The sequence below is a fragment of the Microbacterium insulae genome, assembly GCF_042677065.1.
GTDB lineage: Bacteria > Actinomycetota > Actinomycetes > Actinomycetales > Microbacteriaceae > Microbacterium > Microbacterium insulae.
Genome location: NZ_JBHTII010000001.1, coordinates 1,224,719 through 1,238,969 on the forward strand (window position 1 = coordinate 1,224,719; position 14,251 = coordinate 1,238,969).

General features: G+C 70.1%; 14 protein-coding genes. 5 read left to right on the forward strand and 9 right to left on the reverse strand.

Going from position 1 to position 14,251, the window contains the following annotated elements:
* Window positions 1-15: 15 nt before the first annotated feature.
* Window positions 16-729, forward strand: coding sequence for an alpha/beta fold hydrolase (locus ACFQ0P_RS05855; protein ID WP_204981172.1), 714 nt, complete (start codon window positions 16-18; stop codon window positions 727-729).
* A gap of 147 nt (window positions 730-876) precedes the next feature.
* Here ACFQ0P_RS05855 and dnaB read toward each other — a convergent pair whose 3' ends face one another.
* Complete coding sequence (gene dnaB, locus ACFQ0P_RS05860) at window positions 877-2,253, reverse strand: replicative DNA helicase (protein WP_204981173.1); 1,377 nt, start codon at window positions 2,251-2,253, stop codon at window positions 877-879.
* A gap of 564 nt (window positions 2,254-2,817) precedes the next feature.
* Here dnaB and ACFQ0P_RS05865 point away from each other — a divergent pair.
* Together ACFQ0P_RS05865 and ACFQ0P_RS05870 are read left to right on the forward strand one after the other, a co-directional pair.
* Window positions 2,818-3,795 carry a hypothetical protein gene (locus ACFQ0P_RS05865; protein ID WP_378771613.1) on the forward strand — a complete coding sequence of 326 codons (978 nt, stop codon included), beginning with the start codon at window positions 2,818-2,820 and terminating at the stop codon, window positions 3,793-3,795.
* 91 nt (window positions 3,796-3,886) lie between these two features.
* Entirely contained in the window at window positions 3,887-5,374 is a 1,488-nt protein-coding gene (locus ACFQ0P_RS05870) for a chaplin family protein (protein ID WP_204981174.1), read from the forward strand.
* Between the two features lie 385 nt (window positions 5,375-5,759).
* Here ACFQ0P_RS05870 and rplI read toward each other — a convergent pair whose 3' ends face one another.
* The 5 genes from rplI to ACFQ0P_RS05895 form a co-directional block, all read right to left on the reverse strand.
* On the reverse strand, window positions 5,760-6,212 hold the full coding sequence (rplI, locus tag ACFQ0P_RS05875) for a 50S ribosomal protein L9 (protein WP_204981175.1): 453 nt from the start codon (window positions 6,210-6,212) through the stop codon (window positions 5,760-5,762).
* Between the two features lie 11 nt (window positions 6,213-6,223).
* Window positions 6,224-6,478, reverse strand: a complete 255-nt coding sequence (rpsR, locus tag ACFQ0P_RS05880) for a 30S ribosomal protein S18 (protein ID WP_005054609.1) — start codon at window positions 6,476-6,478, stop codon at window positions 6,224-6,226.
* Between the two features lie 141 nt (window positions 6,479-6,619).
* Window positions 6,620-7,126, reverse strand: a complete 507-nt coding sequence (locus ACFQ0P_RS05885) for a single-stranded DNA-binding protein (protein ID WP_204981176.1) — start codon at window positions 7,124-7,126, stop codon at window positions 6,620-6,622.
* 5 nt (window positions 7,127-7,131) lie between these two features.
* Complete coding sequence (gene rpsF, locus ACFQ0P_RS05890) at window positions 7,132-7,515, reverse strand: 30S ribosomal protein S6 (RefSeq protein ID WP_204981177.1); 384 nt, start codon at window positions 7,513-7,515, stop codon at window positions 7,132-7,134.
* 129 nt (window positions 7,516-7,644) lie between these two features.
* Window positions 7,645-8,949, reverse strand: a complete 1,305-nt coding sequence (locus tag ACFQ0P_RS05895) for a glycosyltransferase (protein WP_204981178.1) — start codon at window positions 8,947-8,949, stop codon at window positions 7,645-7,647.
* A gap of 79 nt (window positions 8,950-9,028) precedes the next feature.
* Here ACFQ0P_RS05895 and ACFQ0P_RS05900 point away from each other — a divergent pair, with 79 nt between their 5' ends.
* Window positions 9,029-9,700 (forward strand): TetR/AcrR family transcriptional regulator, encoded by a 672-nt coding sequence (locus ACFQ0P_RS05900; protein WP_378771617.1) that lies wholly within the window; start codon window positions 9,029-9,031, stop codon window positions 9,698-9,700.
* Here the strand turns inward: ACFQ0P_RS05900 and ACFQ0P_RS05905 are convergent.
* Window positions 9,675-10,868, reverse strand: coding sequence for an acyl-CoA dehydrogenase family protein (locus tag ACFQ0P_RS05905; RefSeq protein WP_204981179.1), 1,194 nt, complete (start codon window positions 10,866-10,868; stop codon window positions 9,675-9,677). The genes ACFQ0P_RS05900 and ACFQ0P_RS05905 overlap by 26 nt on opposite strands.
* 157 nt (window positions 10,869-11,025) lie before the next feature.
* Between ACFQ0P_RS05905 and ACFQ0P_RS05910 the strand changes: the two genes are divergently transcribed.
* Window positions 11,026-12,207: a hypothetical protein gene (locus tag ACFQ0P_RS05910; RefSeq protein ID WP_204981180.1), complete on the forward strand. Its 1,182-nt coding sequence runs from the start codon at window positions 11,026-11,028 to the stop codon at window positions 12,205-12,207.
* A gap of 6 nt (window positions 12,208-12,213) precedes the next feature.
* On the opposite strand, the gene ACFQ0P_RS05915 is transcribed toward ACFQ0P_RS05910, so the two are convergent.
* Both ACFQ0P_RS05915 and exaC read right to left on the reverse strand, forming a co-directional pair.
* Window positions 12,214-12,606, reverse strand: a complete 393-nt coding sequence (locus ACFQ0P_RS05915) for a DUF779 domain-containing protein (protein WP_204981181.1) — start codon at window positions 12,604-12,606, stop codon at window positions 12,214-12,216.
* Window positions 12,607-12,610: 4 nt separating this feature from the next.
* Entirely contained in the window at window positions 12,611-14,158 is a 1,548-nt protein-coding gene (exaC, locus tag ACFQ0P_RS05920; protein WP_204981182.1) for an acetaldehyde dehydrogenase ExaC, read from the reverse strand.
* Window positions 14,159-14,251 lie beyond the last annotated feature (93 nt).

Here is a 14,251-nt window from a genome sequence, read left to right on the forward strand (position 1 = left end):
TCGGGAGGGAATGAGATGCCTGAAATCAAGAACGTCGTCCTCGTCCACGGGGCCTTCGCGGACGGATCCGGCTGGCGCCGGGTCTACGACCTGCTCACCGCGCGCGGCTATGCCGTGTCGATCGTGCAGAACCCGCTGACCTCGTTCGCCGACGACGTCGCGGCCACCAGGCGAGTCCTGGACCTGCAGGACGGTCCGGCGATCCTCGTCGGCCACTCGTGGGGTGGCACGGTGATCACCGAGGCCGGGGTGCATCCGAACGTCGCCGGCCTGGTCTACGTGTCCGCGCTGATCCCCGATGTCGGCGAGACCAGCGGTCAGCAGTACGAGGGCTTCGCTCCGACGCCGGAGTTCGTCATCGACGTCACCGAGGACGGCTTCGGCTATCTCAACCGCGACGCGTTCCGCGGCGGCTTCGCCGCCGACGTCGACGAGGCCGACGCGGCGTTCCTGGCCGACAGCCAGGTTCCGGTGAACATGTCGGTGTTCGGCGAAGCCGTCACTGCGGCCGCGTGGCGTGACAAGCCGAGCTGGGCGGTCATCGCCACGGAGGACAAGGCGTTCGACCAGGCGATGCTGCAGCACATGGCGACCCGCATCGGCGCCGACATCACCAATGTGCCCGGCAGCCACGCCCTGTTCATCACGCAGGCCGACACCGTCGCCGACGTGATCGCCACCGCAAGCCGCAGCGCAGCCATGGAGCCCGCCGAGGCCGGCGCTCGGTGAGTCCGCGCACACCGACCGGGGTCAGCCAGCCCACGACGGCGAACTGACCCCGGCCGGTCCTCGAGGACCATGCGAGCTGCACCGCCCGTACTCGCAGAGGAGACCGGTGGGTATCGGGGTTGACGAAAGTCCACCGGGGTCCGACGACTACGCGAAATCGCCGCCTGGGGCCATGTCGGTGAAGCGCGAGAAGTGACCCTGGAACGCGACCGTGATCGTGTCGGTCGGACCGTTGCGGTGCTTCGCCACGATCAAGTCGGCCTCGCCGGCGCGGGGGCTCTCCTTCTCATACGCGGCCTCGCGGTGCAGCAGCACCACCATGTCGGCGTCCTGCTCGATCGAGCCCGACTCACGCAGGTCGGACAGCGCCGGCTTCTTGTCGGCGCGCTGCTCGGGACCACGGTTCAGCTGCGACAGCGCGATGACCGGAACCCCGAGCTCCTTCGCGAGGAGCTTGAGCGCACGGGAGAACTCCGACACCTCCTGCTGACGCGACTCGACGCGCTTGCCCGAGGTCATGAGCTGCAGGTAGTCGATCACGACCATCTTGAGTCCCGCGCGCTGCTTGAGTCGGCGGCACTTCGCGCGGATCTCGACCAGCGTCATGTTCGGGCTGTCGTCGATGTAAAGGGGCGCGTCGTTGATGCGGCCGCGCGTCGCGGCGATCGTCGTCCAGTCCCGCGAGTCGAGGGTGCCCTTTCGCATCGCCTGCAGCGGGATGGACCCCTCGGCGCTCATCAGGCGCATCGCGATCTCGCTGCGCCCCATCTCGAGCGAGAAGAAGATCGTGGGCATATCGTGCTTGATCGCCGCCGCGCGCGCGAAGTCGAGCGCGAGCGTCGACTTACCCATCGCGGGCCGCGCCGCGATGATGATCATCTGACCGGGGTGGAGCCCGTTGGTGAGCTGGTCGAGACCCGAGAAGCCGGTCGGGATGCCGGTCATCTGGCCGTCGCGGCCCCGGGCCGCCTCGATCTCCTCCACTGCCGCGTCGACGGCGATCGTGAGCGGCACGTAGTCCTCGGCGGCCTCGGCGCCGGTGACGGAGTAGATCTCGGCCTGCGCGTTGTTCACGAGGTCGAGGGCCTCGCCCTGACCCGAGTAACCCATCTGCACGATGCGCGTGCCGGCGTCGACGAGGCGACGCAGCAGCGCCCGCTCCGAGACGATCGACGCGTAGTACCCGGCGTTCGCCGCCGTCGGCACGATCGAGGTCAGCGTGTGCAGGTAGTCGGCGCCACCCGCGCGCTGCAGCTCGCCCGTCTTGATGAGCTCGTCGGTCACAGCCACGACGTCGGTCGGCTCGCCGTGCGAGTAGAGCGTGAGGATCGCCTCGAAGATCAGCTCGTGCTTCGGGATATAGAAGTCGACGCCACGGAGGGTCTCGATGACGTCGGCGACCGCATCCTTCGAGAGCAGCATGCCCCCCAGGGCGCTCTGCTCGGCGAGGAGATCGTGCGGGGGCGTGCGCTCGAACTCGCGCCGCGGGCCCATGCGCTCTTCGGAGATGTCGGCGATCGACATAGGTACGGGATCCTCCAGAAGTGCATTCGGCCAGGGCTAGGGCGGTGCGGCCATCGGCATGGTGACGAGCGGAAGCGGATGCCTGGGCAGAAGCTCCGCTGACATGGTCCAGAGGACCACGAGCCACCGACATCGCCTCGCTGCGACAGCGGTGACAACTCGCCCGATTGGGCCGAACCCCACGGTAAGGATGGCCCTGGCGGTCCGCAACACGACCTGTGGATAACTGTGTGGAAAGCCTGCGAGAAACGCCGAGAGACCTGTGAACAACACCTGTGGACAAGTTCGTCTCTCCATGACCACGTCAAGGTTTTTTTAGCCCCTGACCTGGTCCTTTCGATTCCACATCCTGTGGAGTGGGATGTGGTTGAAGTGACCGTTGAAGGTTGCGCGGAGAGCGCATGCCTGTGCACAAGTCCGACGCATGGGACAGGCTGTCCATGTTGCGAAGTTCTTCGAAGAACCTCTGGACAGGGCGTCTCGACACGGCTAACGTGGCTGATCCAGGCACCCTCAGCGCGTTTCAGTCGAATCGCGTGGCGTTATTCGTCGTGGGAGGTGAACGTGGAGATCTCAGCCTCGCTGTCTGTGTCGAGGATCTGGCGACTGGCCCTTGTCGGGGCCGGAACCGCGTTCGCCTGGATCGTCCTCTCGCTGCTGCTCGGCATCGGCTCCGGCCACGCGCACGGCGATGACGGCGGCGATGACAGCCTGTGGGGTGCCGTGAGCTCGGTGGTCGACAAGACCGCCGACACCGCGACCGGCGCGGTGACCGCCGTGACCGAAACCGTCACCGACACGGTGACCGAAACCGTCGAGACGGTCGTGGCTGTTGCTCCGACCCCCGTGCAGCAGCCCGTGCGCGACGCCGTCCACACCGTCGGCGAGGTCGTCACGACCACGACGAAGCCCGTGACAGAGGTCGTCTCCGACGGCGCTGTGCGGGCCGTCGCCGAGCCCGTCGTCGAGGCGGTGACAGAGATCCCCGTCGTCGGCGAGGTGATCACGAAGGTCGGCCTCGACGACGCGGTCTCCCGCATCGGGGGGACCGTCGACGAGACGCTCGCCGGCGTGGTCGGCGCGGTGTCCGACGCGGGTGCCGACCTCTCGGCTCCGTTCGTACCCCTGCCTGCCCTCCCGGTCATTCCCGTCCCGCTGATTCCCGTCGAGGGCCACCCGCTGCCCGCCCTCGACGTGGTCCTCCCCGCCGGCTCCGCGGACGCTCCCGCGGCCACCACGGCGCGCGCAGCATCCCGAACCGGCCCGTCGCTCGCAGCCCTCGGGCGCGCGGCGGCCACGGTCGGCGTCACGTCGTCCGCTGCCGTCGCGGCCGCTGAGCCACGCGGCCCCTTGACTCCGGCGGGAGGGCTCTGCCCGCTGTCCGCCACCACCTCGGGACCCGCCGGTGCGGGTTCCGGCGCCTGGGCGCTCGTCGCCCTCGGCCCGCTCGTCGCTCACCGTGCCTGGGTGCGTCGTGCCGGTCCGCAGGACGAGAACGCGCCTCCGGCGCCCGCAGCATCCACCGACGTCTCCCCCGACTGATCCCGCTCCGGCCGCCCTCGCGCGCGGCAGACGAGCACGGCGGCGCTCCCTCGCGCGCCGCGACATCCATCAGTCGATCAAGGGGAACATCATGCGTACTTTCGTCAAGCGAGCCCTCTTGGGCACGCTCCTGGCCGGCGGCATCACGCTGCTCGGCGCAACGGTCGCCCAGGCGGCCGAGACGGACGGGGACGACGGGCTGCTCTCGGGCACCCAGGCCGTCCTCGACGTCCACCTCCCGATCACCGTGAGCGGCACGTCGATCTCGGTCCTCGGAGACTCTCGCAGCGAGCAGGCCGCGGCATCCGCGCCGGCGACCGCGCCCGTTGCGCCGACGGCGTCCACCAGCGGTTCGGACGGCACCGCGTCCGGCACGCAAGCCCTCGTGACGGTGTCCGCACCGGTCACGGTTTCGGGCAACGCGGTGTCTGTCGTGGGCGACAGCTCACAGGGGGATGCTGCGACCGCACCGCCGAGCACGGGCGGCACTTCGCCCTCGGGGTCGACCTCGGGGTCCGACGGGCTGCTGTCCGGCACGCAGGGCATCGTCTCGGTGAACGTGCCGATCACGGCGAGCGGCAACGCCGTGTCGGTCGTGGGCGACAGCGAGAGCACCGGAGCCGAGACCATGCCGGGCACCGCGGGCGGAGGGTCCGCCCCGGCTGCCGAGACCGACGGAGCCGATTCCATCGCCGGAGGGACGCAGGTCGTCGCCCCGGTGCAGGCTCCGATCACCCTCGGCGGGAACGCCATCTCGGTCCTCGGTGACAGCACCACCGAGGGCGCGAGCACCGGCGGCACCGCACCCGGCACCGGATCGGCCATGCCCGCGGGAATGACCGACGGAAACGACTCGGTCCTCGGCGGCACGCAGGTGCTCGCCCCGGTGCAGGCTCCCGTCACGCTTGGCGGCAACGCCGTGTCGGTCGTGGGCGACAGCGAGAGCACCGGAGCCGAGACCATGCCGGGCACCGCGGGCGGAGGGTCCACCCCGGCTGCCGAGACCGACGGAGCCGATTCCATCGCCGGAGGGACGCAGGTCGTCGCCCCGGTGCAGGCTCCGATCACCCTCGGCGGGAACGCCATCTCGGTCCTCGGTGACAGCACCACCGAGGGCGCGAGCACCGGCGGCACCGCACCCGGCACCGGAGGGACCGGCACCGACGGCGCCTCGACCGACGGGAACGATTCGGTCCTGGGCGGCACGCAGATCGTCGCGCCCATCGCCGCCCCGGTCACCCTCGGCGGCAACGCGGTGTCGGTGATCGGCGACAGCACCGCGCTGTCCCCGGCCGGCCCGACGGACCCGACGGATCCGGCCGACCCGACCGACCCGACCGACCCGACCGACCCGACCGACCCGACCGACCCCGTCGGTCCGACCGAGCCGGGCGATCCGACGGATCCCGGCACCACCGAGGACCCGGCATCCAGTGACGCCGAGGTCATCGGCTCGATCGCCGGCGCCACCGAACTCGCCGCGACGGGAGGGATGAGCGCGCTTCCCGTGCTCCTGCTGAGCATGGTGCTGCTCTCAGCGGGCGCGATGGCGCTCATGGCGCGGCGGCGCTCGGCGTAAAGGCCCCGGCCCGGCGTCGCCCCCAGAGCGACGCCGGCCGGTCGCCGAGCGCGGCGGGAGGGTCGTCCCCAGCGGCCCTCCCGTCCACCACCTCGCCCGACGTGCGCGGGGCGGCCGCCATGCCTGGATCGGTCGTCCCGCGCACGTCGGGCGTTGCGACCGGGCGGGTGTCGCGACCCGGGGGACTCGCGGCATCCGCCCCCTCTTCACGCCGTCGAGATCGCAGCATCCCGCCGAAAGCACACGATGTAGACGTGAGCGACGTGGCTTCTCGACGAGAGCGTGCGAACTCGACGCCAACACAAGACAAGACGACGGATGCCGCGAACCCGAAGGTCCGCGGCATCCGTCGTGCGTTCGCGCGCCAGGTCTGGAGACCCCGCGCCTACTTCGCGGCGACCACCTGCAGGGTGATCACGGCGGTGAGGTCGTCGCGAAGGCGGACCGTCGCCTCGTGCTCGCCCACCGACTTGATCGGAGAGGTGATGTGGATCTTGCGCTTGTCGAGCTCGCCCAGGCCGGCGGCCTTGACGGCGTCGGCGACGGCCTCGGTCTTCACCGAGCCGAACAGGCGGCCCTCGGCGCCGGCCTTCACGGCCAGGCGGACCTTGTTCGCCTCGAGGGCGTCCTTGAGGGCCACGGCCTCTTCGTGGTCGTGGATCGCGCGGGACTCGCGAGCGGCGCGGATCGACGCCACCTGCTTCTCGCCGCCACGGGTCCACGCCACCGCGAAGCCCTGGGGGATGAGGTAGTTGCGGGCGTACCCGTTCTTGACCTCGACCACGTCACCGGCGCTACCGAGCCCGGCGACCTCATTCGTGAGAATCAGCTTTGCCATTGCGGTGCTCCTTAGCGGCCAGCGCCGGCGTAGGGCAGGAGCGCCATCTCGCGCGCGTTCTTGATCGCCTTCGCGATCAGACGCTGCTCCTGCACCGAGACACCGGTGATACGACGGGCGCGGATCTTGCCGCGCTCCGAGATGAACTTGCGGAGAGTGGCGACGTCCTTGTAGTCGATGACGCCGACACGGATCGCCTTCGCGGGGGCGGCGTTCTTCGCGCCCTTCCGCGGCTTCCGGCGGTCGCCGGTTGCCTTTCCAGCCATGGTGTTTCCTTACCTGAAGAGAGGGGATGCCTCGGCACGAGGCTTCCGGGAAGATGAGGTTTCGATACGCCCGCTGCGCGGGCTACTCAACCTTGACCCGTCACGCATCAACGCGGCTGCGCCGCATTGATCCGCACCGCGTCAAAACGGCGTGTCGTCGCCGTAGGCGCCGGGGGCTGCCCAGGCGTCTCCGCCGCCGGCGTTGCCGCCGGCGTTCGCCGAGCCGGGCGTGGACCACGGCTCGTCCGCGACCTGCGCCTGACCGCCGCGGGACTGACCGCCGCCGGCTGCGCGCGTGACCTGTGCGGTCGCGTAGCGCAGCGAGGGGCCGATCTCGTCGACCTCGAGCTCGATCGCGGTGCGCTTCTCGCCCTCGCGCGTCTCGTAGGAGCGCTGCTTCAGGCGACCGGTCGCGATGACGCGGGAGCCCTTCGTCAGCGAGCCGGCGACGTGCTCGGCGAACTCGCGCCACACGCTCGCGCGGAGGAACAGCGCTTCGCCGTCCTTCCACTCGTTGGTCTGGCGGTCGTAGTTGCGCGGCGTCGACGCGATCGTGAAGTTCGCGACGGGGAGCCCGTTCTGCGTGTAGCGCAGTTCGGGATCAGCCGTGAGGTTGCCCACGACGGTGATGATCGTCTCGCCGGCCATCGTCGTTACGCGTCCTGCTTGGCGGGCTTGGCGGGACGGGCGGCCTTGCGGGCAGCCTTCTCGTCGGCGCGCTGCTTCTCGGACGCGATCATGGCGATCGCCTCTTCGGCACGGAGGACCTTGGTGCGCATGACCAGCTCGCTGAGGTTCAGCTGGCGGTCGAGCTCCTGGGTGGCCTCGCTCGTCGCGGTGAAGTTGACGACGGCGTAGACGCCCTCGGTCTTCTTCTGGATCTCGTAGGCGAGACGGCGGCGACCCCAGATGTCGACGTTGTCGATCGAGCCACCATCGTTGGTGATGACCTTCAGGAACTTGTCGAGGTTCGGGGCGACCTGGCGCTCATCGATCTCCGGGTTCAGGATGACCATGAGTTCGTACTGGTGCGTCACTAACCCACCTCCTTCGGACTTGAACGGCTGCCGGGCATTTCCCGACAGCAGGAGGGTGTGTGGCACGTCGTCCGCCAAGTGCGCGCAGGGGCGCGTGCGGACAACCCTCCTATGGTACCGGACGCCCCGTCAGCGGCCCAATCGGGTCTGTTCGGGCGCGAGCTGGCCGAGAACGCGGTCGAGTCCCGCGAGCCCGGGCGCGGCGGCGTACTCGCGCGCGAGCGACTGCGCCGCCCTCCGAAACGAGTCGTCGCGCAGGACGCGCTGCACGGCCGTACGAACCGCGTGGGCGGTGGGCCGGTTCGTCTTCAGGCTGATCCCGGCTCCCGACCACGCGACGCGCGCGGACACTTCGACCTTGTCCTCGGTCTGACCCGCGACCACGATCGGAACGCCGTGGGCGAGTGCCTGCTGCACGCCGCCGAATCCTCCGTTCGTGACGAGAACCGACGTGCGGGGCAGGAGGTGCGAGTACGGCAGATACTCCGCGACGCGAACGTTGTCCGGGAGCGACGACGGGAGGGCGTCGCGGGCACGACCACCCGTCGACACGACGACGAGCGCATCGGATCCGTCGAGCGCCTCGACCGTCGGGAGGACGAGCTGGGCGAAGTCCGAGTTGGCGATCGTGCCCTGCGTGACGTGGACGACCGGGCGTCCGCCGTCGAGGTCCGCCCACCAGTCGGGCAGCGAGGGCGTCCGATCCGTGGGCGCCGGAAGAGCGCCCACGAAATGCACGCTGCGGGGAAGATCGCGTCGCGGATACTCGAACCCCTCGACGGAGAACTGCACGACGGCATCCGTCCTGCTCGGCCAGTCCAGCAGGAAGCCACCGAGCGACGTCCCGACCTCGCGCACGCTGAGCTCATCCGCTTCACGCTGCACCTCGCCGAAGACGAACCGCTCCGCGGCAAAGGAGAGGGCGGCGTTGCGCACGCGCCCGATCGGCCCGCCCAGGGGCGTGATTCCCAGACCGAACGGCGCGGTGTCGCGGCTCTTGACGCCCAGCGGGAAGATCCCGAGCGCGACGATCGGCGGTCGCTCGCCGCGCGGCCGCCTCTGGAGAAGCGTGGCACCGAAGAACAGCGGCTCGGTCAGCACGGCATCGGTCGGAGCCGCGTCGATTGCGGCGCGCAGCGCTCGGAGCTGCACTGCGGCGGGCGCGAGGAAGAGGTGGCGCATGTCGTACCGGATCGCGGCGGGACCTGCGAGCCCCTGCCGCTGCGGAAACGCCTCGTCGGCGTGGTCGAGATCGACATCGCCGCCCGCGGGCAGCGGGAGGAACTCGGCGCCGCTGGCGCGCACCTCTTCCGAGTACCGGCCGCTCGTGAGGAAGCGCACGCGATCGCCGCGGGCCACGAGGTGACTCGCGACCTGGAGCAGCGGCACGAGGTGGCCGTGCGCGGGGGTGGAGGTGATGACGTAGCTGGACACGGTGCGGCCCTTCGGTAGAATTGGGTATACCGTCAAAGTATTCACCACACCGTGGGGGTAGTCAATAGTGGAATCTTCGGTGGCGCCGCGTGCGTATCGATCCGAGCTGCGCGTGGCGCAGGCGCAGCAGACCCGCCGCAGGGTGATCGAGGCGGCGGCGGTGCTCTTCGCCACCCAGGGCTACCAGGCCACGACGCTCGTGGCGATCGGTCGCGAGGCAGGCGTCTCCACGGAAACCGTCAAGGGAACGCTGTCCAAAGCGGAGCTGCTGATCGCCGCGTTCGAGGTCACGTTCTCCGGCGTCGCCGGGGCGGAGTCGCTGCGCGACACCGAGGCCGCGGCGGGGGTCATGGAGCTTCCCGACGACGAGTTCCTCGATGCCGTGATCGCCGGGATCAGCGACGCCAACGCGCGCGGTCACGCCCTCTGGACCGTGCTCCTGGGGGCCGCGTCATCCGACCCCGTCGTCGACGACGCGCTCCAGGCGATGCTCACACGACGGCGTGCCGACTATCTCCTCCTCGTGGACCAGCTCATCGCGCGCGGGTATGCCGAAGCGGTCACGGATCGCGCCGCCGCGGCCGCCGTCGTCTCGTTCCTGCTCTCACCCGAGAGCTTCCAGCAGCTCGTCGCGCAGTCCGGCATGTCGCGGGACGCCTACGAGGCCTGGGTGCGGCAGGCGATCCTCGCCGAACTGCGGCGGCGACCCGCGGGAGAAAGCACGGTCACCGGAACGCGCCGATCCCCGTGAGGTGCTGGCCGAGGACGAGCGTGTGCACCTCGTCCGTGCCCTCGTAGGTGCGCACCGACTCGAGGTTCGCGGCGTGCCGGATCGGCGAGTGCTCGAGCAGCACGCCGTCCCCGCCGAGGATCGTCCTCGCCTCCCGCGCGATAGCGATCGCCTCCCGCACGTTGTTCAGCTTCCCGAGCGACACCTGCTCGGGGCGCAGGGTGCCGGCATCCTTCGCCCGGCCGATGTGCAGCGCGAGAAGGGCGCCCTTCTGCAGTTCGACGACCATGTCGACGAGCTTCTGCTGCGTGAGCTGGAATCCCGCGATCGGGCGTCCGAACTGCTCGCGCCGCAGCGCGTGGCGCAGCGCCGCCTCGTAGCTGTCGCGTCCCGCGCCGAGCGCGCCCCACACGATCCCGTACCGGGCCTCATTCAGGGCCGAGAACGGGCCGCGGAGCCCGCGCACCCCCTCGAGGACGGCGTCGGCGGGGAGCCTCACGTCGTCGAACGTCAGCTCGGTCTGGACCGACGCCCGCATCGAGCCCTTCGGCTCGAGGACGCGGATGCCGAACCCTTGCGCTCCCGTGGGCACGAGGAATCCGCGCACCCCGTCGTCGGTCTGCGCCCACACCACCACGAGCTGTGCGATCGACGCCAGGCCGATCCAGCGCTTCGCGCCCGACAGCACCCAGTCCGAGCCGTCGCGGCGCGCGAACGTCTTCATGCTCGACGGGTCGGACCCGGCCGTCGGCTCGGTCAGCCCGAACGCGCCGATCACCTCGCCCGCGGCCATGCGCGGCAGCCACTCCCGCTTCTGCTCCTCCGACCCCCAGCGATGGATCGACCCCATCGCGAGCGAGCCCTGCACCGACACGAACGTCCGCAGCCCGGAGTCGCCGGCCTCGAGCTCGAGCGCGGCCAGCCCGTACTCCACGGCGCTGCGGCCGGGGCATCCGTACCCCTCGAGCGTCATCCCGAGCACCCCGAGCTCGCCGAAGGCCGGCGCGAGCTCGGCCGGGAAGTGCCCGCGGTCGAACCAGTCCGCGATGTGCGGGCGGATCTCGGCGTCCACGAACGCCCGCACGCGGTCGCGCGTGGCCCGCTCCTGCGGGGTCAGCAGGGCATCCAGCGCCAGCACGTCGGATGCCTCGCGCAGCGCCGCGAGATCGTCGGGGTTCCTCGGCTCCATCGCCCGCCTCCTCAGTCCGTCCTGCCATTGTGCCCGCGGCGCGGTGTGCACGATGTCGGCAGTTCGGCGAGGATCCGGTGGGGATCGGCCGAGTTGAGCCGGATCTCGCCGGGGATCGCCGACGTCGGGCCCGCACCTCGCCCGGTAGCGTGTGGCCATGGCCGCCGCTTCCCCTCCGTTCGACGCCCGTCCGCTCGTGGATCCGGTCGAGCCGGGTGCGGCGCGCGCGTTCGCGCAGCAGCTGCGGCAGAGCGGTCGCCTGCCCGGCTCCCTGAGCGGCTCGGGCGTCGTCGTCGCCGTCATCGTCGGCGTCGTCGTGCTGACCGTGTTCGGGTCGATGTTCGTGTCGCTGCTCGTCTCGGCCTTCGGGGCGATCGCGGGCTCGGGTTCCGGCGGATTAGCCGGCGGGCTGCTGGCCGTCGCGCCGTTCCTGCTCTTCGGCGTCGTGATCACCGTCGGGATCGTCGCGTTCGTCGCGGCGCGGCGATCCGGCGCCGAGCGGATGCTGCGCCTCGATCGCTTCGCGCGCGCCAACGGCATGAGCTACCAGCCGCAGCTGCCCGCCCCCCGCCCGCCGGGGATGATCTTCCAGGTCGGGAGCTCGCGCACGGCCTCGGATCTCGTCCGCGGCGACCGGCCACGGTTCGTCGAGTTCGCGAACTACCGGTACACGACCGGTTCGGGGAAGAACAAGACGACCCACCGCTGGGGCTACGTCGCCGTCAAGCTCGACGTGCCGCTGCCCCACATCGTCCTCGACGCGACGGGGAACAACGGGCTGTTCGGGTCGAACCTGCCGCAGGCGTTCGATCGCGATCAGCGCCTCGGCCTCGAAGGCGACTTCGACCGCTACTTCTCCCTCTACTGCCCCGCCGGTTACGAACGCGACGCGCTCTACCTGTTCACGCCCGACATCATGGCGCGCTTCATCGACAACGCCGCAGCGCTCGACGTCGAGATCGTCGACGACTGGCTCTTCCTGTACGCCAAGCGCGACTTCTCGACCCTCGACCCGGCGACTTGGGCGTGGCTGTTCTCCGTCGTCGGCGCGCTCCTCGACAAGCTGGCGCAGTGGGCGCGGTGGCGCGACGAGCGGCTCGTGGTGACCCCGCCCACCGGCGCCGGAGGGAGGGATGCCGCAGCCGCGGGCGCGGGCGGGAACGCGGCATCCGTCCCCTTCGTCGCGCCGCCGGAGAGTCTGCGGCCGCCGCCCGGGGTGGCAGCGCCCGGCCGTCGGCTCCAGAAGGGGATCCCGTGGGTGACGTTCGTGATCGCGGGCGTGGTCGTCGTGATGTGGATCCTCACCAACACCGGGTTCTTCGGGCTCTTCTGGCGCTGACCGCGGTCAAGGGCGCATCCCGAAGGCCGCCAGCTCGGCGTCGTCGAGCATCCGGGAACGGATGAGGAAACGGTTCCCGGTCGGCCCCTCGACGCTGAACCCCGCACCTCGGCCCGTCACGACGTCGATCGTGAGGTGGGTGTACTTCCAGTACTCGAACTGGGCCTCCGAGATGAAGACCTCGATCGGGTCGTCCAGGCCCACGTCCAATGACCCGAGGTGCACGTCGCTCGGTCCCGTGAGGAACATCCCCACGGGATAGCACATCGGTGCGCTGCCGTCGCAGCAGCCGCCGGACTGGTGGAACATCAGCCGGCCGTGCTGCGCGGTGAGCTGCCGCAGCAGGGCGGCCGCGGCATCCGTCACGGCCACCCTGCTGTGTTGCGTGTTCGCGATCATCGGCTCAGAAGAAGCCCATCGCGCCTTCGGCGTACGACACGAGGAGGTTCTTCGTCTGCTGGTAGTGGTCCAGCATCTTGAGGTGGTTCTCGCGACCGATGCCCGACTGCTTGTACCCACCGAACGCGGCGTGCGCCGGGTACTGGTGGTAGGTGTTCGTCCACACGCGACCGGCCTCGATCGCGCGTCCGGCGCGGTAGGCGGTGTCGCCCGAACGGCTCCACACACCCGCGCCGAGACCGTAGAGCGTGTCGTTGGCGATCGAGATCGCGTCGTCGAAGCCCTCGAAGCTCGTCACCGAGACGACCGGGCCGAAGATCTCCTCCTGGAAGATGCGCATATCGTTCGTGCCCTCGAAGACCGTGGGCGCGACGTAGAACCCCTCGCTGAGGTCGCCGCCGAGGTCGACGCGCTCCCCTCCCGCGAGGAGCTTCGCCCCGCCGGCCTTGCCGATGTCGATGTACGACAAGATCTTCTCGAGCTGGTCGTTCGACGCCTGCGCGCCGATCATGGTGGCCGGGTCGAGAGGGTTCCCCTGGACGATCTTCGAGACGCGCTCGAGTCCGTCTCCGAGGAACCCGTCGTAGATGGAGCGCTGGATGAGCGCCCGGGACGGGCACGTGCAGACCTCGCCCTGGTTGAGCGCGAAGAACGTGAAGCCCTCGAGCGCCTTGTCGTAGTAGGCGTCGTTGTCGCGGGCGACGTCCTCGAAGAACACGTTCGCGCTCTTGCCGCCGAGCTCCAGGGTCACCGGGATGAGGTTCTGCGACGCGTACTGCATGATGAGCCGGCCCGTCGTGGTCTCGCCCGTGAACGCGACCTTGCGGATCCGCTTGTGCTGCGCGAGCGGCGCGCCGGCCTCGATGCCGAAGCCGTTGACGATGTTCACGACACCGGCCGGAAGCAGGTCGCCGATGATGTCGAACAGGAACAGGATCGACGCCGGCGTCTGCTCGGCGGGCTTCAGGACCACGCAGTTGCCCGCGGCGAGCGCCGGGGCGAGCTTCCACGTCGCCATGAGGATCGGGAAGTTCCACGGGATGATCTGCCCGACGACGCCGAGCGGCTCGTGGAAGTGGTAGGCGACGGTGTCCTCGTCGAGCTGGCTGAGCGAGCCCTCCTGCGCGCGCAGCACCCCCGCGAAGTACCGGAAGTGGTCGACGGCGAGCGGGATGTCGGCCGCCAGCGTCTCGCGGACGGGCTTGCCGTTCTCCCACGTCTCGGCCACGGCGATCCTCTCGAGGTTCTCCTCGATGCGGTCGGCGATCCTGTTGAGGATGACGGCACGCTCGGCCGGGGTGGTGCGCTTCCACGAATCGAACGCGCGCCACGCGACATCCACGGCACGATCGATGTCTTCGACGGTGCCGCGTCCGACCTCGGTGAACGGCTTGCCGTTGACCGGAGAGATGTTCTCGAAGTACTGGCCCTTGATCGGGTCGACCCACTCGCCGCCGATGTAGTGGCCGTAGCGGGGGCGGTAGTCGGCGATCGAGCCGCGCTGCCCGGGGGCGGCGTAGACGCTCGAGACGCCTTCTTCGACGATGGTCATGCTGGTCTCCTTCGACGCTTCGCGACGGTCGTCGTCGCGTTGCGTCGAAGCTAGGCGGGGCCAGGTTGCATCGGGTTGCGGGGTCCGCGCCGA

Bases quoted from the DNA above. Each gene is read 5' to 3' on its own strand.
- ACFQ0P_RS05855 (WP_204981172.1), top strand. From the start codon at position 16: ATGCCTGAAATCAAGAACGTCGTCCTCGTCCACGGGGCCTTCGCGGAC.
- dnaB (WP_204981173.1), bottom strand. From the start codon at position 2,253: ATGTCGATCGCCGACATCTCCGAAGAGCGCATGGGCCCGCGGCGCGAG.
- ACFQ0P_RS05870 (WP_204981174.1), top strand. From the start codon at position 3,887: ATGCGTACTTTCGTCAAGCGAGCCCTCTTGGGCACGCTCCTGGCCGGC.
- rplI (WP_204981175.1), bottom strand. From the start codon at position 6,212: ATGGCAAAGCTGATTCTCACGAATGAGGTCGCCGGGCTCGGTAGCGCC.
- rpsR (WP_005054609.1), bottom strand. From the start codon at position 6,478: ATGGCTGGAAAGGCAACCGGCGACCGCCGGAAGCCGCGGAAGGGCGCG.
- ACFQ0P_RS05885 (WP_204981176.1), bottom strand. From the start codon at position 7,126: ATGGCCGGCGAGACGATCATCACCGTCGTGGGCAACCTCACGGCTGAT.
- ACFQ0P_RS05905 (WP_204981179.1), bottom strand. From the start codon at position 10,868: ATGGAGCCGAGGAACCCCGACGATCTCGCGGCGCTGCGCGAGGCATCC.
- ACFQ0P_RS05910 (WP_204981180.1), top strand. From the start codon at position 11,026: ATGGCCGCCGCTTCCCCTCCGTTCGACGCCCGTCCGCTCGTGGATCCG.
- ACFQ0P_RS05915 (WP_204981181.1), bottom strand. From the start codon at position 12,606: ATGATCGCGAACACGCAACACAGCAGGGTGGCCGTGACGGATGCCGCG.
- exaC (WP_204981182.1), bottom strand. From the start codon at position 14,158: ATGACCATCGTCGAAGAAGGCGTCTCGAGCGTCTACGCCGCCCCCGGG.